This window comes from Serratia sp. BW106 (genome assembly GCF_002607755.1).
Classification (GTDB): Bacteria; Pseudomonadota; Gammaproteobacteria; order Enterobacterales; family Enterobacteriaceae; genus Serratia; species Serratia proteamaculans.
In genome coordinates this window covers 47,128-66,855 of the sequence record NZ_MCGS01000004.1, presented here as the reverse complement: position 1 = coordinate 66,855, position 19,728 = coordinate 47,128, and the positions used below count along the sequence as shown (strand labels likewise).

Annotated in this window: 22 protein-coding genes; 18 read left to right on the top strand and 4 right to left on the bottom strand. The window is 55.0% G+C overall.

The annotated features are described in order from the left end of the window. The first annotated feature begins 55 nt into the window (after nucleotides 1-55). Nucleotides 56-328: a helix-turn-helix domain-containing protein gene (locus tag BEI65_RS03400; RefSeq protein ID WP_099062139.1), complete on the top strand. Its 273-nt coding sequence runs from the start codon at nucleotides 56-58 to the stop codon at nucleotides 326-328. Further along, nucleotides 321-1,577 carry a type II toxin-antitoxin system HipA family toxin gene (locus BEI65_RS03395; protein ID WP_099062138.1) on the top strand — a complete coding sequence of 419 codons (1,257 nt, stop codon included), beginning with the start codon at nucleotides 321-323 and terminating at the stop codon, nucleotides 1,575-1,577. The genes BEI65_RS03400 and BEI65_RS03395 overlap by 8 nt, the downstream gene beginning before the upstream one ends. Here BEI65_RS03395 and rlmG read toward each other — a convergent pair. Next, entirely contained in the window at nucleotides 1,571-2,710 is a 1,140-nt protein-coding gene (rlmG, locus tag BEI65_RS03390) for a 23S rRNA (guanine(1835)-N(2))-methyltransferase RlmG (RefSeq protein ID WP_099062137.1), read from the bottom strand. The two genes, BEI65_RS03395 and rlmG, sit on opposite strands and share 7 nt — an antisense overlap. A 149-nt stretch (nucleotides 2,711-2,859) precedes the next feature. Here rlmG and BEI65_RS03385 point away from each other — a divergent pair, with 149 nt between their 5' ends. From BEI65_RS03385 to sstT, 5 genes are all read left to right on the top strand, one after another. Next, nucleotides 2,860-3,366: a M48 family metallopeptidase gene (locus BEI65_RS03385; RefSeq protein WP_099062136.1), complete on the top strand. Its 507-nt coding sequence runs from the start codon at nucleotides 2,860-2,862 to the stop codon at nucleotides 3,364-3,366. A gap of 72 nt (nucleotides 3,367-3,438) precedes the next feature. After that, nucleotides 3,439-4,419: a Gfo/Idh/MocA family protein gene (locus tag BEI65_RS03380; protein ID WP_099062135.1), complete on the top strand. Its 981-nt coding sequence runs from the start codon at nucleotides 3,439-3,441 to the stop codon at nucleotides 4,417-4,419. Between the two features lies 1 nt (nucleotide 4,420). After that, entirely contained in the window at nucleotides 4,421-5,152 is a 732-nt protein-coding gene (locus BEI65_RS03375; RefSeq protein ID WP_099062134.1) for a glutamine amidotransferase, read from the top strand. Between the two features lie 258 nt (nucleotides 5,153-5,410). Then, a complete protein-coding gene (locus tag BEI65_RS03370) occupies nucleotides 5,411-6,388 on the top strand; it encodes a TerC family protein (protein ID WP_099062133.1) in 978 nt (325 codons plus the stop codon). 264 nt (nucleotides 6,389-6,652) lie between these two features. Beyond that, on the top strand, nucleotides 6,653-7,888 hold the full coding sequence (sstT, locus tag BEI65_RS03365) for a serine/threonine transporter SstT (RefSeq protein ID WP_099062132.1): 1,236 nt from the start codon (nucleotides 6,653-6,655) through the stop codon (nucleotides 7,886-7,888). Nucleotides 7,889-7,953: 65 nt separating this feature from the next. Here the strand turns inward: sstT and BEI65_RS03360 are convergent, their stop codons facing one another. Continuing rightward, nucleotides 7,954-9,444 (bottom strand): UxaA family hydrolase, encoded by a 1,491-nt coding sequence (locus BEI65_RS03360; protein WP_099062131.1) that lies wholly within the window; start codon nucleotides 9,442-9,444, stop codon nucleotides 7,954-7,956. 20 nt (nucleotides 9,445-9,464) lie between these two features. Then, a complete protein-coding gene (gene uxaC / locus BEI65_RS03355; RefSeq protein ID WP_099062130.1) occupies nucleotides 9,465-10,877 on the bottom strand; it encodes a glucuronate isomerase in 1,413 nt (470 codons plus the stop codon). A 387-nt stretch (nucleotides 10,878-11,264) separates the two neighbouring features. Here uxaC and BEI65_RS03350 point away from each other — a divergent pair, with 387 nt between their 5' ends. The 11 genes from BEI65_RS03350 to BEI65_RS03300 all read left to right on the top strand — a co-directional run bounded on the left by BEI65_RS03350 (nucleotide 11,265) and on the right by BEI65_RS03300 (nucleotide 18,774). After that, nucleotides 11,265-12,563 (top strand): MFS transporter, encoded by a 1,299-nt coding sequence (locus tag BEI65_RS03350; protein WP_099062129.1) that lies wholly within the window; start codon nucleotides 11,265-11,267, stop codon nucleotides 12,561-12,563. Nucleotides 12,564-12,679: 116 nt separating this feature from the next. Continuing rightward, nucleotides 12,680-13,456 (top strand): transcriptional regulator ExuR, encoded by a 777-nt coding sequence (gene exuR, locus BEI65_RS03345; protein WP_085119120.1) that lies wholly within the window; start codon nucleotides 12,680-12,682, stop codon nucleotides 13,454-13,456. 185 nt (nucleotides 13,457-13,641) lie between these two features. Further along, nucleotides 13,642-14,088, top strand: a complete 447-nt coding sequence (locus BEI65_RS03340; protein WP_099062128.1) for a hypothetical protein — start codon at nucleotides 13,642-13,644, stop codon at nucleotides 14,086-14,088. 139 nt (nucleotides 14,089-14,227) lie between these two features. Beyond that, nucleotides 14,228-14,902, top strand: a complete 675-nt coding sequence (locus tag BEI65_RS03335; protein ID WP_085119124.1) for a DedA family protein — start codon at nucleotides 14,228-14,230, stop codon at nucleotides 14,900-14,902. After that, nucleotides 14,902-15,273: an EnvZ/OmpR regulon moderator MzrA gene (gene mzrA, locus BEI65_RS03330; protein WP_099062127.1), complete on the top strand. Its 372-nt coding sequence runs from the start codon at nucleotides 14,902-14,904 to the stop codon at nucleotides 15,271-15,273. The genes BEI65_RS03335 and mzrA overlap by 1 nt, the downstream gene beginning before the upstream one ends. 221 nt (nucleotides 15,274-15,494) lie before the next feature. Beyond that, nucleotides 15,495-15,866, top strand: a complete 372-nt coding sequence (locus tag BEI65_RS03325; RefSeq protein WP_099062126.1) for a DUF1090 domain-containing protein — start codon at nucleotides 15,495-15,497, stop codon at nucleotides 15,864-15,866. Between the two features lie 164 nt (nucleotides 15,867-16,030). Then, nucleotides 16,031-16,336, top strand: coding sequence for a YqjD family protein (locus BEI65_RS03320; protein WP_085119129.1), 306 nt, complete (start codon nucleotides 16,031-16,033; stop codon nucleotides 16,334-16,336). Nucleotide 16,337: 1 nt separating this feature from the next. Further along, nucleotides 16,338-16,739 carry a phage holin family protein gene (locus BEI65_RS03315; protein ID WP_099062125.1) on the top strand — a complete coding sequence of 134 codons (402 nt, stop codon included), beginning with the start codon at nucleotides 16,338-16,340 and terminating at the stop codon, nucleotides 16,737-16,739. Further along, complete coding sequence (locus tag BEI65_RS03310) at nucleotides 16,736-17,023, top strand: YqjK-like family protein (protein ID WP_099062124.1); 288 nt, start codon at nucleotides 16,736-16,738, stop codon at nucleotides 17,021-17,023. The genes BEI65_RS03315 and BEI65_RS03310 overlap by 4 nt, the downstream gene beginning before the upstream one ends. Before the next feature lie 295 nt (nucleotides 17,024-17,318). Next, nucleotides 17,319-17,714, top strand: a complete 396-nt coding sequence (locus BEI65_RS03305; protein ID WP_099062123.1) for a DoxX family protein — start codon at nucleotides 17,319-17,321, stop codon at nucleotides 17,712-17,714. 73 nt (nucleotides 17,715-17,787) lie between these two features. After that, nucleotides 17,788-18,774, top strand: coding sequence for a glutathione S-transferase family protein (locus BEI65_RS03300; RefSeq protein ID WP_099062122.1), 987 nt, complete (start codon nucleotides 17,788-17,790; stop codon nucleotides 18,772-18,774). A gap of 35 nt (nucleotides 18,775-18,809) precedes the next feature. Here BEI65_RS03300 and BEI65_RS03295 read toward each other — a convergent pair whose 3' ends face one another. Next, on the bottom strand, nucleotides 18,810-19,715 hold the full coding sequence (locus BEI65_RS03295; RefSeq protein WP_099062121.1) for a LysR family transcriptional regulator: 906 nt from the start codon (nucleotides 19,713-19,715) through the stop codon (nucleotides 18,810-18,812). Nucleotides 19,716-19,728 lie beyond the last annotated feature (13 nt).

Genomic DNA, 19,728 nt, shown 5'->3' with positions numbered 1-19,728 from the left:
TATATACGACCTTAATTGCTATAATAGTAGCAATTAAGGTCGTCATAGGTGCACCATGATTTCCCTACACACCCCCTACGATACGCAGCTTGCCTTGCAGGACTATCTGAAGCAATTGCGTAAACGCCGTAAATTATCAGTCACCGCCTTGGCTAAAGTCTCCGGGGTACCCAACAGCACCATCCGCAAATTCGAAGCCAGCGGCAATATCTCATTGCGTCAGTTCCTGATGCTCTATGACGCTCTTGGCAATCTAAATGAACTGCATCAACTGACCAAAAGCCAAAATAAGCCGCAAACTATCGAGGAGGTATTGAAGAATGCTTAATGTCCCTCTGTGGGTAAAGCGCCGTCTGAGCGATGGCAATGTGCAAAATGTTGGGCAGTTGGCAGAAAACACCACTGGTGTTTATTTCCGTTACGACGAAAGCTATTTAGCCTCTCATCAGAGTTCACTGTCCCCCTTCAACTTACCCTGGGATAACGCTTTACATCAGGCGCCCCAACAGCCGCATTACGGGCTACAGGGCATTTTTGCCGATAGTCTGCCGGACGGTTGGGGGCTTTATTTGATGGATCGAGTATTTCGAACCCATGGTTATAACCCCAGAAAAATTAGCGTATTGGAACGGTTGGCCTTTACCGGTGAACGTGGGTTTGGTGCTTTATTTTATGAGCCTGACTTGCCATTCTCCCATCAGGATAACTCACCCGATTTAACGTTGATAACGCTAGGGAACGAAGCCGTTAAGGAATTTGAAGGGACGGAGTCACACCTGATTGCTCATTTGATGAATGCCGGCGGATCAGGAGGAGCACGGCCAAAACTAAGCGTCACTCGGTTAGCTGATGGCACTTTTTCTACTCAACAGAATGCCATCGGCAAGAAGCTTTTGGTGAAGCTAACGTCAGAGAAGTTTGCCCTTGGCCACAGTGAAAGCCAGATCGAATACGTTTATATGATGATGGCACGGCAAGCGGGAATAGAAGTTGCAGACTTTACTTTGCTCAATATCGGTAAAGACCGCCATTGGCTCCAGCAAGATCGCTTTGACTGTGTTGGCGGCCATGGCCGTTGGCACATGATTTCTGCCAGCGGATTATTGGATGCCCCATTCCGCGAACCTTCACTGGATTATGTCGATCTGATTAAGGCGACCCGAATACTCTGCGGTGTGGAAGAAGCCAGAAAATTACTACGACGAGCCTTGTTCAATTATCTGACGGTAAATCAGGACGATCATGCCAAGAACTTTGCTTTTCTGGCCGATGATCAAGACAACTGGCGGCTATCCCCCTGCTATGACATCGTTTATAGCCCTTCGCCTTATGGTCAGCATATGACGGCTTTTAACGGTAACGGTTCGCAAATTACCGCATCGGCAATGACGATGATGGCCGGGCAGGCAGGTTTGGCAAACGCCAAGGCCGCAATGAATATGGCCGAAGAAATTTACAGCGTGGTAAGCCATTTCCAACAACAGGCTAATGCGGTCGGGGTACCAACCGCATTAGCCAAAGAGATTCAACGAGATATTGATGGAAAATGGCTGGCGCTACGCTCTGCCAATCAGTAACGTGCGCCAGATTTCACCGCTTTCAGGATCACGAACTTCTTGTTGGATGCGATCAGGGTGCAGTTGCCGAACAAACGCTTCAGTTTTTGGTGGTAATCCAGATGGCGGTTACCAACGATGCGCAGCTCGCCGCCTACCTGCAGGCAACGCTTGGCGTCACAGAACATCTGCCAGGCGGTGTGATCGGTGATCGCATGCTGCTGGTGGAATGGGGGGTTACACAGCACCGCCTGCACGCTTTCACGCTCAATCCCCGCCAGCGAGTTATTCACTTCAAACTGACAACGATCCATATCCTGCGGCAGGTTGTGTTCCACGTTCAGTTCGCTGGAGGCCACCGCCATGTAGGACTCATCAACAAAGCTCACCTGCGCTTGCGGGTTCTGCATCAATGCGGCCATGCCGATGATACCGTTGCCGCAGCCCAGATCGATGATGTGGCCTTCAATGTCATGCGGCAGATGATCCAGGAACAGGCGTGCGCCAATATCCAGGTTGCTGCGTGAGAACACGTTGGCATGGTTGTGGATAATCCAATCGGTACCGTCCAGCACCCAGTTGGTGGTTACCGGCGCTACCGGTGGCACGATGTCGGCGACGTCACAGTGGATCAACCGCGCTTTCTTCCATGCCAGGCTGGTGCGAGTAGGACCGAGCACCTTTTCAAACAGCTGCATGGTCGAAGTATGCACGTCACGCGCTTTGGCCCCGGCGATGATCACCGTGTCCGGTGCCACCACATCACGCAACGCACGCAGTTGCTGTTCCAGCAGTGCCAACGCTTTAGGAATACGGATCAACACCACCGCCGGTGACGCAGGCAATTCGGCCAGGGTGTCCAGCAGCGTAACCTGCTCCGGATCCAATTCATTGAGCTTCAGGTTATGGCGCGTGGCCAACTGGCTCATATAGGAATCGCTGATGCTGTAAGGCTGATGACCGTGCAGCGCACAGGCCAGCGTGCCAAAGTTGTCGTTGAAAATCAGCACCGGACGATCGCCAATGTTTACATTTTCAAGCTGTTGCAGCAGATATTCGTCCGCCGCTTCCCACGCCTGTAGTTGGGTGGATTCTTCCTGTTGGGGATAACGTTCCAGCTCAAGTTGCTGTGTTCCCAGATCGAGTTGGCTCATTGCCCCTCCTGACTGATAAAATTTGGGCTGTTTATCCCCTAAAAACGTCCGGCAGTAAAATGTTTTTTCGGATAAATTGCCCTTTGCGGGCTTTGCGCGAAAAAACATCATACAATGACCCGCTGAATTATGGCCAATACGGGAAGACGATGTCCGAACTGACTTACCTGCAGGGTTACTCTGAACATCTGCAAAGCCAGGTGCAGCAGTTGATCGACCAGCAACGTCTGGGTGAGGTGCTGTTGCAGCGCTATCCCCAGGTGCACGACTGCACCACCGACAAGTCGCTTTATCAATTTACCGTCGATCTGAAAAACCAGTATCTGCGCAATGCCCAGCCGCTGAGCAAAGTGGCCTACGACGGTAAAATCCAGGTAATGAAACACGCACTCGGCATGCACACCGCCATTTCCCGCGTGCAGGGCGGCAAGCTGAAGGCCAAGGCAGAAATCCGCGTGGCGACGGTATTCAAGCTGGCACCGGAGCCGTTTCTGCGCATGATCGTGGTGCATGAACTGGCGCACCTGAAAGAGAAAGACCACAACAAAGCCTTCTACAGCCTGTGTTGCCATATGGAACCCAATTACCATCAACTGGAGTTCGATACCCGGCTGTATCTGACCCACCTCTCCGTGTTTGGCAATCTGTATGCATAGCAGGATTCGCCTTCGGTAAATGCCGTGATAATCTGATTCTTTCTACCCGTCGCCTGGGAACCGGAGATATCTATGATTCGCTTTGCCGTTGTTGGTACCAACTGGATTACGGAACGCTTTATTGACGCCGCACACGAAAGCGGCAAGCTGAAGCTGACCGCCGTCTATTCGCGCAAGCTCGAACAGGCGCAGGCATTTGGTGCCAACTACCCCGTCAGTCTGTTTTTCGATTCCCTTGAGGCGCTGGCCCAGTCGGACGCCATCGACGCGGTTTACATCGCCAGCCCCAATAGTCTGCACTGCCAGCAGTCGCTGCTGTTCCTCAGCCATAAAAAGCACGTGATTTGCGAAAAGCCACTGGTATCCAACCTGCGCGAAGCCGAGAAGCTGGTGGCCTGTGCACGTGAAAATCAGGTAGTACTGTTCGAAGCCTTTAAAAGCGCCCATTTGCCCAATTTCTTGACGCTGCAACAAACGCTGCCGAAAATCGGCCGCCTGCGCAAAGCCTTTATCAATTACTGCCAGTACTCCTCACGCTACCCACGCTATCTGGCTGGTGAAAACCCAAATACCTTCAACCCGCAGTTTTCCAACGGTTCGATCATGGACATTGGTTATTACTGCCTGGCCAGTGCCGTGGCGCTGTTCGGCGAGCCTCAATCGGTGATCGCCAGCGCGAGCTTGCTGGATACCGGCGTTGATGCGCACGGCACCGCCTGCCTCAATTACGGCGATTTCGATGTGACCCTCTCCCACTCCAAGGTGAGCAACTCTGACATTCCGAGCGAGATCCAGGGTGAAGAAGGTACGCTGATGATTGAGAAAATTTCGGAGTGTCAGGGCGTGGTACTAACGCCGCGCGGTGGTCAGCGCCAGGATCTGACCCAGCCGCAGCATATCAATACCATGCTGTATGAAGCGCAAGTGTTCGCCGAACTGGTGGAAAAACGGCAGGTGGAACACCCGGGGTTAGAGAATTCGCTGATTATCGCCCGCCTGCTGACCGAAATCCGCCGCCAGACCGGCGTGGTATTTCCTGCCGACGGAGCATGACATGAAGCCGTTATTACTGATGCAAACCGGCGACGCGCCGGAGGTGATCCGCCAGGAAAAAGCCAATTTCGACGGCATGTTCCTGCAACAGGGAAACATTGACGTCGATCACGTACAGATCGTACATCTTCCCGCGGGTGAACAACCGCTGCCGCCGCAACACTACTCTGGCGTGGTGATCACCGGTTCACCGGCGATGGTCACCGAGCAGTTGCCCTGGAGTGAACAGGCCGCCGAATGGCTGCGACAGGCCATGCTGATCAAACTGCCTATTTTTGGCGCCTGCTATGGCCACCAGCTGCTGGCCTATGCGCTTGGCGGGGAAGTCGGCTATCACCCGCAGGGCATGGAGGTCGGCACGCTGGAGATAGAGCTGTTGCCCGCCGCCGCCAATGACCGGCGGATGGCGATGCTGCCACCGCGCTTCAAGGCGAATCTGATCCACGCGCAGAGCGTATTGACGCCCCCTGCCGGCGCCGTGGTGCTGGCACGTTCGCAGCAGGATGCTTACCAGATCCTCAGTTATGGCGAGCAAGTGCTGACCACTCAGTTCCATCCGGAATTTAACGGCGCGGTGATGCACCAGTATCTGAGCTGGCTTGGCGAGCTCTATCCGCAGCAACAGGAGGAGTATCAGCTTAAGCAACAGCAGGTTAGCGATACCCCATTCAGCCGACTGCTGTTGCAAGGGTTTGTCGTCAGCCTCGGCGCACAAAAAGCCCTGGCCGGGTAACGCAATAAACGTTGACCACTGACACATTTTGCATTACTTTCTGCCGTGCAAAGGGGAGTAACTTCATTGCCGGTTAATCGTCATTACGGTGCGCAAGCACCCGGTTACCGGGCAACCTGATGTCAGGGCGCACTAAGGTGCACCTTCATCAACGTTGTAAGTGAGACCTTGCCGGAAGGCGAGGTTTGCTTGCAGCGTTCATAAGAGCGGCTAGCGTCTTCCGACGTTGGCCGTTTTTGTTTTTGAAGGATACCTCTGATGATGAATACCGTTGGCACACCTTGGTTATGGGGCAGCTTTGCCGCCATCATAGTTGTGATGCTCGCAATCGACCTCCTGCTGCAGGGCCGCAAAGGCGCACATACCATGACGCTGAAGCAGGCCGCCAGTTGGTCACTGGTTTGGGTCAGTCTGTCTCTGCTGTTCAACCTGGGTTTCTGGTACTACCTGAACCAAACTGCCGGACGTGCCGTCGCCGATACCCAGGCACTGGCCTTCCTCACCGGTTACCTGATCGAAAAAGCACTGGCGGTTGATAACGTCTTCGTCTGGCTGATGCTGTTCAGTTACTTTGCCGTTCCGGCCAACCTGCAGCGTCGGGTGCTGATTTTTGGCGTGTTGGGCGCGATCGTACTGCGTACCATCATGATCTTCGCCGGTAGCTGGCTGGTGACCCAGTTCCAGTGGCTGCTGTACCTGTTCGGCGCTTTCCTGCTGTTCACCGGTATCAAGATGGCGCTGGCGAAGGAAGATGGTGGAGCGATTGGCGACAAGCCGCTGGTAAAGTGGCTGCGTAGTCACCTGCGCATGACCGACAACCTGGAAGGTGAGCGCTTCTTCGTGCGCCGCAACGGCCTGCTGTTTGCTACGCCGCTGGTGCTGGTGCTGATCCTGGTGGAACTGAGTGATGTGATCTTTGCGGTCGACAGCATCCCGGCTATCTTTGCCGTGACCACGGATCCGTTTATCGTACTGACCTCTAACCTGTTCGCCATCATGGGCCTGCGCGCCATGTACTTCCTGCTGGCTAATGTGGCTGAGCGCTTCTCGATGCTGAAATACGGCCTGTCGCTGATCCTGATGTTTATCGGCGTCAAGATGCTGATTATCGATTTATTCCACATCCCGATCGGTGTTTCGCTCGGCGTAGTCGCCAGTATTCTGACGCTGACGTTGTTGATCAACGCCTGGGTTAACCGCCGGAATGACCGCCTGGCCAATAATAAAGCTCCATAATCTGTTATCCGGGGCGCTAGTCGCCCCGTGATTGTTTGGCAATTCGTCCCAAACGCCAAACGTTATTGCGATCACACAAATGTAACCAGTATGTTATCAAGAGTTGATCCGCCCTTAGAATTTCACCGCTGGCCCTTTCCAACCCCATTGGTTTACTGAATACTGATTTGGCAAACACACTTGGTTACAGATACAAATAAAGTTGTCCGGCGAGGTTCCCGCCGAGATAAAGCTGTAAGCAACATCATCGGGAAGAAAAGCACTATGCAAAAACTACTACAAAAGATCACTCAGGGCAGTCTGGTCAAACAAATCATGGTCGGCCTGGTGGCCGGTATTATCATCGCGCTGGTCTCACCGGCAACGGCTTCGGCAGTGGGTCTGCTGGGTGCGCTGTTTGTTGGTGCATTGAAAGCGGTGGCACCGGTATTGGTGCTGGTGTTGGTGATGGCCTCCATTGCCAATCATAAACACGGGCAGAAAACCAATATCCGGCCGATCCTGTTCCTCTACCTGCTGGGTACCTTCGCTGCAGCGCTGGTGGCGGTCGTGGTCAGCTTTATGTTCCCGTCCAATCTGGCGCTGGTGGCCGGTAATACCGACATCAACCCACCGGGCGGCATTATAGAGGTGCTGAAAGGCCTGCTGTTGAGCGTGGTAGCCAACCCGTTCCAGGCGCTGATTAGCGCTAACTATATCGGTATTCTGGCCTGGGCCGTGGGTCTGGGACTGGCGTTGCGCCACTCCTCCGACACCACTAAATCGCTGATTAACGATATGTCGCATGCGGTCACCATGGTGGTGCGTGCGGTGATCCGCTGCGCCCCTCTCGGCATCTTCGGCCTGGTGGCTTCGACGCTGGCAGAAACCGGCTTCAGTGCGCTGTGGGGTTATGCCCAACTGCTGGTGGTGTTGATCGGCTGTATGCTGCTGGTCGCACTGGTGCTGAACCCGCTGATCGTGTTCTGGAAAATCCGTCGCAACCCTTATCCGCTGGTGTTTGCCTGCCTGCGCGAAAGTGGCGTGACCGCATTCTTCACCCGTAGCTCAGCCGCCAATATTCCGGTGAATATGGAACTGTGCAAAAAGCTGAATCTGAACGAAGACACCTACTCGGTTTCCATCCCATTGGGCGCGACCATCAATATGGCCGGTGCGGCGATCACCATTACCGTGCTGACGCTGGCGGCAGTGCATACCTTGGGTGTGCCAGTTGATATCCCAACCGCGCTGCTGTTAAGCATTGTCGCGGCGGTCTGTGCCTGCGGGGCTTCCGGCGTGGCCGGGGGTTCGCTGTTGCTGATCCCGTTAGCGTGCAACATGTTCGGTATCCCGAACGATGTGGCTATGCAGGTGGTTGCCGTCGGCTTTATCATCGGCGTACTGCAAGACTCTGCCGAGACCGCGCTGAATTCTTCTACCGACGTACTGTTCACCGCGGCAGCTTGCCAGGCGGAAGACCAACGTCTGGCGGATGAAGATCCATTGAAAGTGCGTTAATTTTTAAGCTAATGCGACAAGGCGCTCGTTATCGGGCGCCTTTTTTTGGCCTCAAGACCACAGTCCTACAATGTCACCCCGCTTTTAAAAATCGCCAGTTCACGGAAGTCATTCACTTCATTACGCGCCGCCTGACCATTGGCAATAGCCACAATCAGATCGACAAACTGCTCCAGCAGGCTTTCCATCGGAGTACCGTGGATCAGCCGACCGGCGTCAAAATCAATCCAGTGGGGTTTCTTCGCCGCCAGTTCGCTGTTGGTGGCCAGCTTCACCGTCGGCACGAAACCGCCATAGGGCGTGCCGCGCCCGGTACTGAACAACACCATATGACAGCCGGCACCGGCCAGCGCGCTGGTCGCCACCGCATCATTACCCGGTGCACTGAGCAGGTTTAATCCGGGCTGCCGCAGGCGTTCGCCATATTTCAGCACGTCCACCACCTGGCTCTGCCCGGCTTTCTGCGTACAGCCGAGGGATTTTTCCTCCAGCGTGGTAATGCCGCCGGCTTTATTGCCCGGCGAGGGGTTTTCATAAATCGGCTGGTTATGGGCGATAAAGTACTGTTTGAAGTCGTTCACCATGCTGACGGTCTTCTCGAAGGTCGCCCTATCGCGGCAGCGGCTCATCAGGATCCGTTCGGCACCAAACATCTCTGGCACCTCGGTCAGCACCGTAGTGCCGCCGTTGGCGATCAGGTAGTCGGAGAAACGTCCCAGCAGTGGGTTGGCGGTAATGCCGGACAGGCCGTCCGATCCGCCGCACTCCAGTCCGAACTTCAACTCGCTCAGTTTGCCCGGCTGGCGACGGTCATCGCGCATCACCTGATACAGGGCATGTAACTGCTCCAGCCCAGCCTCGACCTCATCGTCCTGCTGTTGGCACACCATAAAGCGTACCCGCTGCTCATCGGTCGCGCCCAGCGTGCTGCGGAACACATCCACCTGGTTGTTTTCACACCCCAGGCCAATCACCAACACCGCCCCGGCGTTCGGGTGGCGCACCATATTTTGCAGCATGGTGCGGGTGTTCTCGTGATCCTGACCCAGTTGCGAACAGCCAAACGGATGGCTGAAAAGATGTACGCCGTCGATCCCCTGCGCATCCTGAGTTTCCTTCAGAAAACGCTGCTGGATCTGCCGGGCAATACCGTTAACGCAGCCGACGGTCGGCACGATCCACAGCTCGTTGCGGACTCCCACCTCCCCGCTGCGCCGGCGGTAAAGCTGAACCTCTCGATCCGCAGCCTGTGGCGGTAACGTGGAAAAGGCCGGTTGATACAGATAGCTGTCGAGATCGCTCAGGTTGGTTTTGGCATTTTGCGAGTGAATATGTTCACCCGGCTCGATGGCTTCCAATGCATGCCCGATCGGCAGACCGTACTTGATGATCGCTTCACCGGCGGCGATCGGCTGCAAGGCAAACTTATGCCCGCGCGTCACCGGTTGTACCAGCCGAATGGCCTGTGTCTCCAGCTCCAGCGTTTCGCCGGCGGCCAGATCGCGCAGCGCTACCGCAACATTATCCAGCGAATGAATTTTTACCATGCTTTGCATAAACCCACCTCGGGCAACGGCTACGCCAGTTCAATGGCGAAATAGTTTTTGGCATTGTCGAAGCAGATGTTTTTCACCATCTCACCCAGCAGCGTGATATCCGCCGGCACTTCACCGTCCTCCACCCAGCGGCCGATCATCTGGCAAAGGATACGGCGGAAGTATTCATGACGGGTATAAGACAGGAAGCTACGGCTGTCGGTCAGCATGCCGACAAAACGGCTCAGCAGGCCCAACTGTGCCAACTGCGTCATCTGCCGCTGCATACCGTCTTTTTGATCGTTGAACCACCAGCCAGAGCCAAACTGCATCTTGCCCGGCGTGCCTTCCCCCTGGAAGTTGCCGACCATGGTGCCGATCACTTCGTTGTCGCGCGGATTAAGGCAATACAGAATGGTTTTCGGTAACCCGCCCTGGCGTGCCTGGGCATCCAGCAGGCGAGAAAGCGGCTCCGCCAACGGCCGGTCGTTAATAGAATCGAAGCCAATATCCGGGCCCACGCTGGCCAGCATGCGGCTGTTGTTATTGCGCAGCGCACCGATGTGATACTGCTGCACCCATTCGCGGCGCTGATATTCGGCGGCCAGGAACAACAGCACCGCGCTTTTGAACTGAGCACTCTGCTCCGAGGTAGGCAGCTTGCCGCTCAGGCGTGCCGTTAAAATAGCGTCCAATGTACTTTCGTCCGCTTCGCCATACACCACCACGTCCAGCGCATGGTCAGCCACCTTGCAGCCATGAGCGGCAAAATGATCCATACGTTTTTTCAACGCGTCACACAGCGCACTAAAGCGGCCAATATTGATATCCGCTGCCGCTTCCAGTTTTTGCAGGTAATCATTGAAACCCGGCGCATCAATATTGAACGCCTTGTCCGGTCGCCAGCTTGGCAGCACCTTGATGTCGAAACTGCTGTCGGCCGCAATCGCTTTATGGTGGCGCAAATCGTCGATCGGATCGTCGGTAGTTCCGACCATCTTCACATTCATTTGCTGCATGATGCCACGCGCTCTGAAATCCTCCTGCGCCAGCAAGGCGTTGCCGCGCTGCCAGATATCGTCCGCCGTCGTCGGGGAAAGCAACGTGCCGGTAATACCGAACGGGCGACGCAGCTCCAGATGGGTCCAGTGGTAAAGTGGGTTACCCAGGGTGTGCGGCACGGTGGCAGCCCAGGCGTCGAACTTTTCACGATCGCTGGCATCACCGGTACAGAGTCGCTCAGCCACACCGTTGGTGCGCATCGCCCGCCATTTGTAGTGATCGCCCTTTAGCCAGATTTCATATAAATTTTTGAAGCGGGTGTTCTCGGCGATCTGCTCCGGCGGTAAATGGCAGTGATAGTCAAAGATCGGTTGGTCTGCCGCATAGTCATGATACAAACGCCGGGCAAACTCACTGCCCAACAGGAAATCTTCGTTTAAAAACGTCGCCATATCTGGCTCCTCACCTTGCTTGCCGTTCGACACTGTGTCCAATGCGACAAAGTTATCACACCAATTTTACTGAGCGTCCAGCAAAATATCACCCTCTGCCTTGGCGCCATCGTCCATAAAAGGCCGTTAACCGGCAGTTTTACGGCAAAAAGCCGCCTGAATCGCATAATTATCCAGCAAACAGTATTGCCCAATTGAAAAACGGCTTTTGTGATATCACTCAACTTTTAAATCTGTATGACAAGTTATTGTCTCGCCACCCAGTCGTTCATGCGGCGGGAATACGTCGGTGACGGACAGGCCGGCGCAGAACAACGAAAAGGGGGAGCCCCCTAAAACGCTGCCGCCATCTCGGCGCCACCTATTGAAGACTGGGAGATATTTTGGATGCGTAAAATTAAAGGGTTACGCTGGTACATGATCGGGCTGGTGACCATCGGCACCGTGCTGGGTTACCTGACTCGTAATGCGATAGCCGTTGCAGCACCGACGCTGGAAGGGACCTTACATATCACCACGCAGCAGTACTCCTATATTGTCGCGGCGTATTCTGCCTGCTACACCCTGATGCAACCGGTGGCGGGATACGTGCTGGACGTACTGGGTACCAAAGTGGGTTACGCCATGTTCGCCATTCTGTGGGCGCTGTTTTGTATGGGTACCGCACTCGCCAACAGCTGGGGCGGACTGGCACTGGCACGCGGCGCCGTGGGCATGGCGGAGGCAGCGATGATCCCCGCAGGGCTGAAAGCCAGCAGCGAGTGGTTCCCGGCCAAAGAGCGTTCGATCGCCGTGGGCTACTTCAACGTGGGCTCGTCGATCGGCGGCATGCTCGCCCCACCGCTGGTGGTCTGGGCCATCGTGGCACACAGTTGGGAAATGGCGTTTATCATCACCGGCGTACTGAGCCTGATTTGGGCCATCTGCTGGCTGATCTTCTATAAGCACCCGAAAGACCAGAAAAAACTCAGCAATGAGGAACGCGATTACATCCTCGAAGGCCAGGAAGCCCAACACCAAACCAACAACGCCAAGAAAATGTCCGCCTGGCAGATTGTGCGCAACCGCCAGTTCTGGGGCATCGCACTGCCGCGCTTTCTGGCAGAGCCGGCCTGGGGCACCTTCAATGCCTGGATCCCGTTATTCATGTTCAAAGCCTACGGTTTTAACCTGAAAGAGATCGCCATGTTCGCCTGGATGCCGATGCTGTTCGCCGATCTCGGCTGCATCGTTGGCGGCTACCTGCCACCGTTTTTCCAGAAACACTTCAAGGTGAACCTGATCGTTTCGCGCAAGTTGGTGGTCACTATGGGGGCGGTATTGATGATTGGCCCTGGTATGATCGGCCTGTTCACCAGCCCTTATGCATCTATCGCGCTGCTGTGCGTCGGTGGCTTTGCCCATCAGGCGCTGTCTGGCGCGCTGATTACCCTGTCTTCTGACGTATTTGGTCGCAATGAAGTGGCCACCGCCAACGGCCTGACCGGCATGGCCGCCTGGACCGCCAGCACCATGTTTGCCCTGGTGGTCGGTGCATTGGCCGATACCCTGGGCTTCAGCCCGTTATTCGCTGCACTGTCGGTATTCGATATCCTCGGCGCCATCGCTATTTGGACCATTCTGCAAAATCGACCGGCCTCCGAGCCGCAGGAAGACCCGCTGCAGCCAGCCCCGGCACGCAGTTAACCCCACCACCCGGCCGCTGTGCCGGGCGTTCCCCCGCGTCCACTGGTAGCTCTGCCGGATAAGTGGTATAACAAATCCATGGTCACACGACCCTCCCTACCCTAAGAGCATTCACTATGGAATTCACTGAAACCAGACGCCTGTATCAGCAACTGGCCGCCGAGCTTAAGCAGCGTATTGAAAGCGGTCGGTACCCGGTGGGCGATAAACTGCCGGCCGAACGCTACATTGCCGAAGAGATGAACGTCAGTCGCACCGTGGTGCGGGAGGCTATCATCATGCTGGAAGTGGAAGGCTATGTTGACGTGCGCAAAGGCTCCGGGATCCACGTGATGTCCAACCAGCAGAAAAACCTGGTGATACCGGGTGACAGCATTGAGTTTGCCACCGCAGGGCCATTCGAACTGCTACAGGCGCGCCAACTGATTGAAAGCAACATTGCCGAGTTCGCCGCCACCCAGGTCACCAAACAAGACATCGTTCAGTTGATGGAGATCCAGGAACAGGCACGCAAGGAAGATCGCTTCCGCGATTCGCAGTGGGATTTGAAATTCCACGTGCAAGTCGCGCTGGCCACCCAGAACACCGCAATGGCCACCATCGTGGAAAAAATGTGGGTGCAGCGCGTGAATAATCCTTATTGGATCAAGCTGCATGAACATATCGACGACCGCTCCATCGCCAGCTGGTGTGACGATCACGATCAGATCCTCAAGGCATTGATACGCAAAGATCCTTATGCCGCCAAACTGGCCATGTGGCAGCACCTGGAAAATACCAAGCAAATGCTGTTCAACGCCACCAGTGACGATTTTGAATACAACGCTGACCGCTATCTGTTTGCCGATAACCCGGTGGTTCATTTGGACAACGTGACCGCAGAAAATAAATAGCTCAGGCAGTCAAAAACCGTAGTGTTATGTCAGGTATTGTAAAATCCGCTGAATCGATGCCTGAACGGCGGTTTGCCGTGTAGTATTTCACCGCTGGCAACGTAGATTTCCCTGTTGCCAATCGTGCTATTTTGGTAAAGTTGAGCCACTTTTTTACCCTCTGCTACGGGGCGGGACGCGAATACATGCGCTGGTTGTTTGCCATGCTTATTGCTCTTTTTTGCTGGACCGGTTCGGTCTCCGGCCAAAAGCTATGCGCGGCGTCTTCCAAAGCCATTCCCACCGCACTGAACAGCCAGCCATCGCTAGCTGAACCGGTGTTTTCCCCAGAGGACCCGGTTTACCGGTCACCGGCAGAATTGCGACGTAAAGCGCCAGGTAAAATGCCGCTGCTGCTGCCGCGGGTACATTCTTACCCCGGTTCGCTACCCGTCCCCACCCAACTGCTGCCGGTTTATTCGTTAGCCACTGAGTTGGGCCACAACACTCGACTCCCGCGTCAGAAATCACCTGCGCCAAACCGGCTTGCCCAGGTCAACTGGACGCTGCATACCCCGCAGCAGCAAAACAGGCTGGGTGGCTGGAAAGAAAGTAATATGCTTTATCGTGGCACGCTGACGTATCACTCTTGACCGGTGTCGCACCGATTAGAACCCACTAAAAGCAACGCCGTTTCATCATTATCAGCAGCCAGGATCGCCCACGCGCTCTTCGCCTACTCCCGATCCGCCGCTGAGACAAAAACAAACAATGACGTTTTAGGAACACCGGATGGACATCATTAAAGAACTGTTACATGCCTTATGGCAGCAGGATTTTGAGACGCTGGCGAATCCTTCGCTGGTCTGGACTCTCTACGCCCTGCTGTTTTTGATCCTGTTCCTGGAAAATGGCCTGTTGCCGGCGGCGTTTCTGCCGGGTGACAGCTTGCTGATCCTGGTTGGCGTGCTGATCGCCAAAGGCACCATGAATTTCCCGCTTACCATTTTTATCCTGACCGTCGCCGCCAGTCTGGGGTGCTGGGTCAGTTACATACAGGGCAAGTGGCTCGGCAATACCCGAACCGTGCAGGGCTGGCTATCCCATCTGCCGGCTCATTATCATCAGCGTGCCCACCAATTGTTCCACCGTCACGGGCTTTCCGCCCTGCTGGTTGGCCGTTTCCTGGCGTTTGTCCGCACCCTGTTGCCAACCATTGCCGGTCTTTCCGGCCTGAGCAATGCGCGTTTCCAGTTCTTTAACTGGATGAGCGGTCTGCTGTGGGTGGTGATCCTGACCTCGCTGGGTTTTGCCCTGGGCAAAACGCCGGTGTTCCGCAAGTATGAAGACCAACTGATGTTCTGCCTGATGCTGCTGCCATTGGTGCTGCTGGTGGTCGGGCTGGTGGGTTCGTTGATCGTACTGTGGCGCAAGAAGCGCGCCGACAGCCAGGGGAAAGGGGCGTGATGACCAGGCGCCCGCGCTGGCAGTACCTGTTGCTGATTGCGCTAGCCTTACTGGCGCTCGCCACGCTGCTGGTGCCCTGCATGGTGCGTACTGAAAGCGAACTGCGCATCCGTGCCGGCCAGCAAGGCCTTTCGCTACCCGATGGCTTTTATGTCTATCAGCGACTGGACCAACGCGGTATTCGCATCAAAAGCATCACCCCGGAAGGCGATGGCCTGGTGATCCGGCTGGATTCGCCGGAGCAACAGTTGCTGGCGCGCGAAGCGCTGCAAAACATTTTGCCGCCGGGTTACATCATCGCCCTGAGCGAATCCCCTGTTCCTACCCATTGGGTGCGTGAATTTGCACGCTCCCCACTCAATCTGGGATAATACCCCTTCAAATGAAGGGTTTTCCTTTCATCTGGCCTATCTGTTCAATTAATCATCAATCACCACCGAACTTAGGCGGATTCTTTGGGGGTCACCGCGATCCATGACTATGCTGAAGGTTAGCGTCAGTCAGCCGCGTAAGACTCCTGTCGCACTGCCCTATTGGCAGTCAGGAACAGAGGATGCGTGCCAATGCATCCCAATAATAAGGAACTGATAGTATGAAATTACGCCCAGCCATTTTACTGGCTCTCCCATTATTCGCCTTACCGGCCCTGTCGTTCGCAGCAGAAAACGGCTGTGTGACCAAGGCACAAGAAATTCAAAAGCAGATCGATTACGCCACCCAGCACGGTAATACTCAGCGTGTAGCCGGGCTGAAAAAGGCATTGAGCGAAGTGCAAACCCATTGCACCCCAGCCAGCCTGCAGGCCGATCGCCAGAAAAAAATCGATGAAAAACAAAGCAAGGTCACCGAGCGTCAGCAGGAGCTGAAAGAAGCCCAGCAGACCGGTAACCTGGAAAAAGTGGCCAAGAAGCAGAAAAAGCTGACTGAAGCTCAAGCCGAGCTGAAACAGGCCCAGGCGGAATAATTTTTTTACACCAGCGGATTTATCGCTGAGAGCCACGCCACACGGGATTTTTATTACCTATAAAATGGATGCTTGGTGATATCAGCTACCCATCCGCCCTTTGCTCCGGCGAAAAAATCCGCTATGTTGAAAGTCTGTCGAAGTTAACGTTAAGGAATAATCACATGGCCCATGATTCAAATGCAGAAAACTTACGCGCTGAACTTAAATCCTTAGCCGATACGCTGGAAGAAGTGTTGAACTCTTCCACCGATAAGCCAAAAGCTGAACTGGAAAAGCTGCGTTCCAAAGCCGAAAGCGCGTTGAAAGATACCCGCGTACGCCTGAGCGATGCCGGCGACAAAATTGCCTCCCAGACCAAACAAATCGCCGGCCAGGCGGATGAGTACGTTCGTGATAATCCGTGGACCGGTATCGGTATCGGCGCTGCGGTCGGCGTAGTGCTGGGCGTTCTGTTAGCGCGCCGCTAATATGGCAGAACAACCGCAAGTTCGTGCACAGGGCCCCGCTAAAGGGGTCCTGGATGTCGCCCAGCGCATCATCACCATTCTGGTCGGTATGGTGGAAACCCGGGTTCGGCTGGCCGTGGTCGAGCTGGAAGAGGAGAAAGCCAACCTCATCCAGTTACTGATTATGGCCGGTATGACCCTGTTGTTCACCGCATTTGGCCTGATGAGTCTGTTGATCCTGATTTTCTGGGCTATCGACCCTATCTATCGTCTGATGGCGTTAGGCGCGACTACCGGGGTGCTGTTGTTCCTGGCCGTGGTTGGCGCTATCTGGACACTGGTCAAGGCCCGCCGCTCCACGCTGCTGGGTGCCACGCGCAAGCAGTTGGAAATCGACCGTTCCGAGTTGGAAGGTGAAAAATGAATCGCCGCCGCTATCTGGAATGGAGAAAAGAGAAGCTCATTCGCAAGATCCAGCAGCAAAGGCTGGATCTCGCCGAAAACAAAACCCTGTGGCTGGAAAAGACCGAGCGCATCGATCGCGGTTGGCAAACCATTTTCGGCCTGCGTAAATACCTGGTAGTGGGCTCCAGCGTAATGGCGTTATATGGCGTCCGCCATCCCAGCAAGTTGATTCGCTGGTCACGCCGTGCTTTTGGTGCCTTTGGTACTATCCGCTTGATCCAGAAAACCTTTTCCAGCAAGTAACCTTCCCAAATACCATCAATACTTCCGATGTTTTGCCCCCCTTTTCACAGAAACTTTGCGTTTCTGTCGACAAAGGCCGGGCAACTTTCTGATTCCCCACGATTTGTTAGCAGGCTAAAGATTCAGTTTTTTTGAAAAAATACGACAGTTTTACTTGCTAACAAAGCGCACGCTTCCCGATTAACATTCACTCCATCAAGACGAAACGGGCAGGACAGGGTCAGAGACCCGGCATACCACCCACTAACATGACAAACGCCAAGACTGGCAAACAAAAATCACTTTGGAGTTGATGATGAAAAAATTAGAAGATACAGGTTTGCTGGTTGCTCGTATTCTGATGCCAATCCTGTTTATCGTGGCGGGCTACGGCAAAATGGGTGATGCATATGCCGGAACCCAACAGTACATGCAATCGATGGGCGTACCTGGCTTCTTGCTGCCACTGACCATCCTGCTGGAATTTGGTGGCGGTCTGGCAATTCTGTTCGGTTTCCTGACCCGTACCGTGGCACTGTTCACCGCCGGTTTTACCATCCTGACCGCATTACTGTTCCATACTAACTTTGCGGAAGGCGTAAACCAGCTGATGTTCATGAAGAACCTGACCATCGCCGGCGGCTTCATCGTACTGGCCGTTGCTGGCCCAGGCGGTTTCAGCATCGACCGTATTCTGAACAAAAAGTGGTAAGATTTTAATACCGACTCAGGGGCCCGCATGTCGGGCCCTTTTGCTTTTTCACTCGGACACGAAGGAGATTCCCATGGGACAACTCGTCGATGGCGTTTGGCAAGACATCTGGTATGACACCTCATCCACCGGAGGTCGTTTCAAGCGCTCAACCTCTCAGTTTCGCAATTGGGTGACCACAGACGGTCAACCGGGCGAACACGGAGTCGGAGGTTTTAAAGCGGAGAAAGATCGTTATCACCTGTACGTTTCACTCGCCTGCCCCTGGGCACATCGCACCCTGCTGATGCGCAAATTGAAAGGGCTGGAGTCACTCATTCCGGTTTCCGTGGTGCATCCGCTGATGCTGGAAAATGGCTGGACCTTCGGCAGCGACTTCCCTGAAGCCACCGGTGACAGCCTGTACCACTCAGACTTTCTCTATCAGCTTTACCTGCGCGCCGACCCACACTACAGCGGCCGCGTAACTGTGCCGGTACTGTGGGACAAACAGCAACAGACCATCGTCAGCAATGAATCCGCCGATATCATCCGCATGTTCAACAGCGCATTTGATGGTGTTGGCGCACGCGCCGGAGACTATTACCCCGCCGAGCTGCGCGAAAAAATTGATGAACTGAACGGCTGGATTTACGACCAGGTGAATAATGGCGTCTATAAAGCCGGTTTTGCCACCAGCCAGGAAGCCTATGATGAAGCAGTGAACGGGGTATTTGACGCGCTGGCACGACTTGAACAGATCCTGGGGCAACAGCGTTACCTGACCGGCGATCGCCTGACTGAGGCCGACCTGCGCCTGTGGACCACGCTGATACGCTTCGATCCGGTGTATGTCACCCACTTTAAATGCGACAAACACCGTATCAGCGATTATCTCAACCTGTACGGCTTCCTGCGTGACATCTACCAGATGCCGGGCATTGCCGAAACGGTCAGCCTGCCGCATATCCGCAATCACTATTACCGCAGCCACGCCACCATCAATCCGCACGGCATTATTTCCATCGGGCCGGCGCAGGATCTGGACGAGCCGCATGGCCGCGACCGACGTTTTGCTTAACACACTCCCCCTTGCTTAGCCGCGAGGGGGGCGTTTTACTGCCGTTCCAGTTGGGCGAACAGCCGTGGGATTTCACGCAGGAACCAGGCTTTCGCCTCCCCCATACTGTCACGCCGCCAGGCCATGATGATATCGACTTCGCGGCTGTATTCCGGCCCCACCACGCGTAAACGCCCTTCTTCGATGTCTTTCTCGATCATCGGGTAAGGCATGGTCGCCACACCCAATCCAGCCAGCAAAGCCAGGCGCTTGTCCTCAATGGTGCTGACCGTCAGACGCTGCTGTTTATCCAACAATTGCACGGTTAACACCGGACGCTCACGTGCAGTATCCGCTACCGCAATACCGCGGTACTTCACGCGCGTCACCTCAGACAACGGCTCCGGCTCCAGATGGATGGGGTGGTTCGGCGCGGCCACATACACGCTCATCACCTTGTACAGCTTGCGGGTGTTAATTTCGGATGACGCGCGGAAATGCATGTCCGGGGCGATAACAATATCGGCACGCCCCTGCTCCAGCCTTTCCCAGGCACCAGCCAGCACCTCGGTGAAGATCGACACCTGAGTATTGGCCTTCAGCGCCAGCTTATCGACCAATGGGAACAGTTTGCTCGGTGGCGACAGTGCCTCGCTGACGATAGTCAGGTGCGTTTCCCAGCCGCGTGCCAGCGCTTCGGCGTCGGTGGTCAGCTTGTCTGCCGCTTCCAGCAGGACCCGCCCACGCTCCAGCAACATACGCCCGACGTTGGTGAACTTGGTCCGGTGACCGGAGCGATCGAACAGCACCACGTCCAATTCTTCTTCCAATTTTTGCATGGTGTAGCTGAGTGCCGAAGGCACACGCCCCAGCTCATCGGCTGCCGCAGCGAAGCTGCCACGTCGGTCGATCGCATCCATAACCCTTAACGCTTCAAGCGTTAACGCCCGATCTCTGGCCATCGAATCTCTCTGT

Coding starts and splice junctions, on each gene's coding strand:
- BEI65_RS03400 (WP_099062139.1), top strand. CDS start 56: ATGATTTCCCTACACACCCCCTACGATACGCAGCTTGCCTTGCAGGAC.
- BEI65_RS03395 (WP_099062138.1), top strand. CDS start 321: ATGCTTAATGTCCCTCTGTGGGTAAAGCGCCGTCTGAGCGATGGCAAT.
- rlmG (WP_099062137.1), bottom strand. CDS start 2,710: ATGAGCCAACTCGATCTGGGAACACAGCAACTTGAGCTGGAACGTTAT.
- BEI65_RS03385 (WP_099062136.1), top strand. CDS start 2,860: ATGTCCGAACTGACTTACCTGCAGGGTTACTCTGAACATCTGCAAAGC.
- BEI65_RS03380 (WP_099062135.1), top strand. CDS start 3,439: ATGATTCGCTTTGCCGTTGTTGGTACCAACTGGATTACGGAACGCTTT.
- BEI65_RS03375 (WP_099062134.1), top strand. CDS start 4,421: ATGAAGCCGTTATTACTGATGCAAACCGGCGACGCGCCGGAGGTGATC.
- BEI65_RS03370 (WP_099062133.1), top strand. CDS start 5,411: ATGATGAATACCGTTGGCACACCTTGGTTATGGGGCAGCTTTGCCGCC.
- sstT (WP_099062132.1), top strand. CDS start 6,653: ATGCAAAAACTACTACAAAAGATCACTCAGGGCAGTCTGGTCAAACAA.
- BEI65_RS03360 (WP_099062131.1), bottom strand. CDS start 9,444: ATGCAAAGCATGGTAAAAATTCATTCGCTGGATAATGTTGCGGTAGCG.
- uxaC (WP_099062130.1), bottom strand. CDS start 10,877: ATGGCGACGTTTTTAAACGAAGATTTCCTGTTGGGCAGTGAGTTTGCC.
- BEI65_RS03350 (WP_099062129.1), top strand. CDS start 11,265: ATGCGTAAAATTAAAGGGTTACGCTGGTACATGATCGGGCTGGTGACC.
- exuR (WP_085119120.1), top strand. CDS start 12,680: ATGGAATTCACTGAAACCAGACGCCTGTATCAGCAACTGGCCGCCGAG.
- BEI65_RS03340 (WP_099062128.1), top strand. CDS start 13,642: ATGCGCTGGTTGTTTGCCATGCTTATTGCTCTTTTTTGCTGGACCGGT.
- BEI65_RS03335 (WP_085119124.1), top strand. CDS start 14,228: ATGGACATCATTAAAGAACTGTTACATGCCTTATGGCAGCAGGATTTT.
- mzrA (WP_099062127.1), top strand. CDS start 14,902: ATGACCAGGCGCCCGCGCTGGCAGTACCTGTTGCTGATTGCGCTAGCC.
- BEI65_RS03325 (WP_099062126.1), top strand. CDS start 15,495: ATGAAATTACGCCCAGCCATTTTACTGGCTCTCCCATTATTCGCCTTA.
- BEI65_RS03320 (WP_085119129.1), top strand. CDS start 16,031: ATGGCCCATGATTCAAATGCAGAAAACTTACGCGCTGAACTTAAATCC.
- BEI65_RS03315 (WP_099062125.1), top strand. CDS start 16,338: ATGGCAGAACAACCGCAAGTTCGTGCACAGGGCCCCGCTAAAGGGGTC.
- BEI65_RS03310 (WP_099062124.1), top strand. CDS start 16,736: ATGAATCGCCGCCGCTATCTGGAATGGAGAAAAGAGAAGCTCATTCGC.
- BEI65_RS03305 (WP_099062123.1), top strand. CDS start 17,319: ATGAAAAAATTAGAAGATACAGGTTTGCTGGTTGCTCGTATTCTGATG.
- BEI65_RS03300 (WP_099062122.1), top strand. CDS start 17,788: ATGGGACAACTCGTCGATGGCGTTTGGCAAGACATCTGGTATGACACC.
- BEI65_RS03295 (WP_099062121.1), bottom strand. CDS start 19,715: ATGGCCAGAGATCGGGCGTTAACGCTTGAAGCGTTAAGGGTTATGGAT.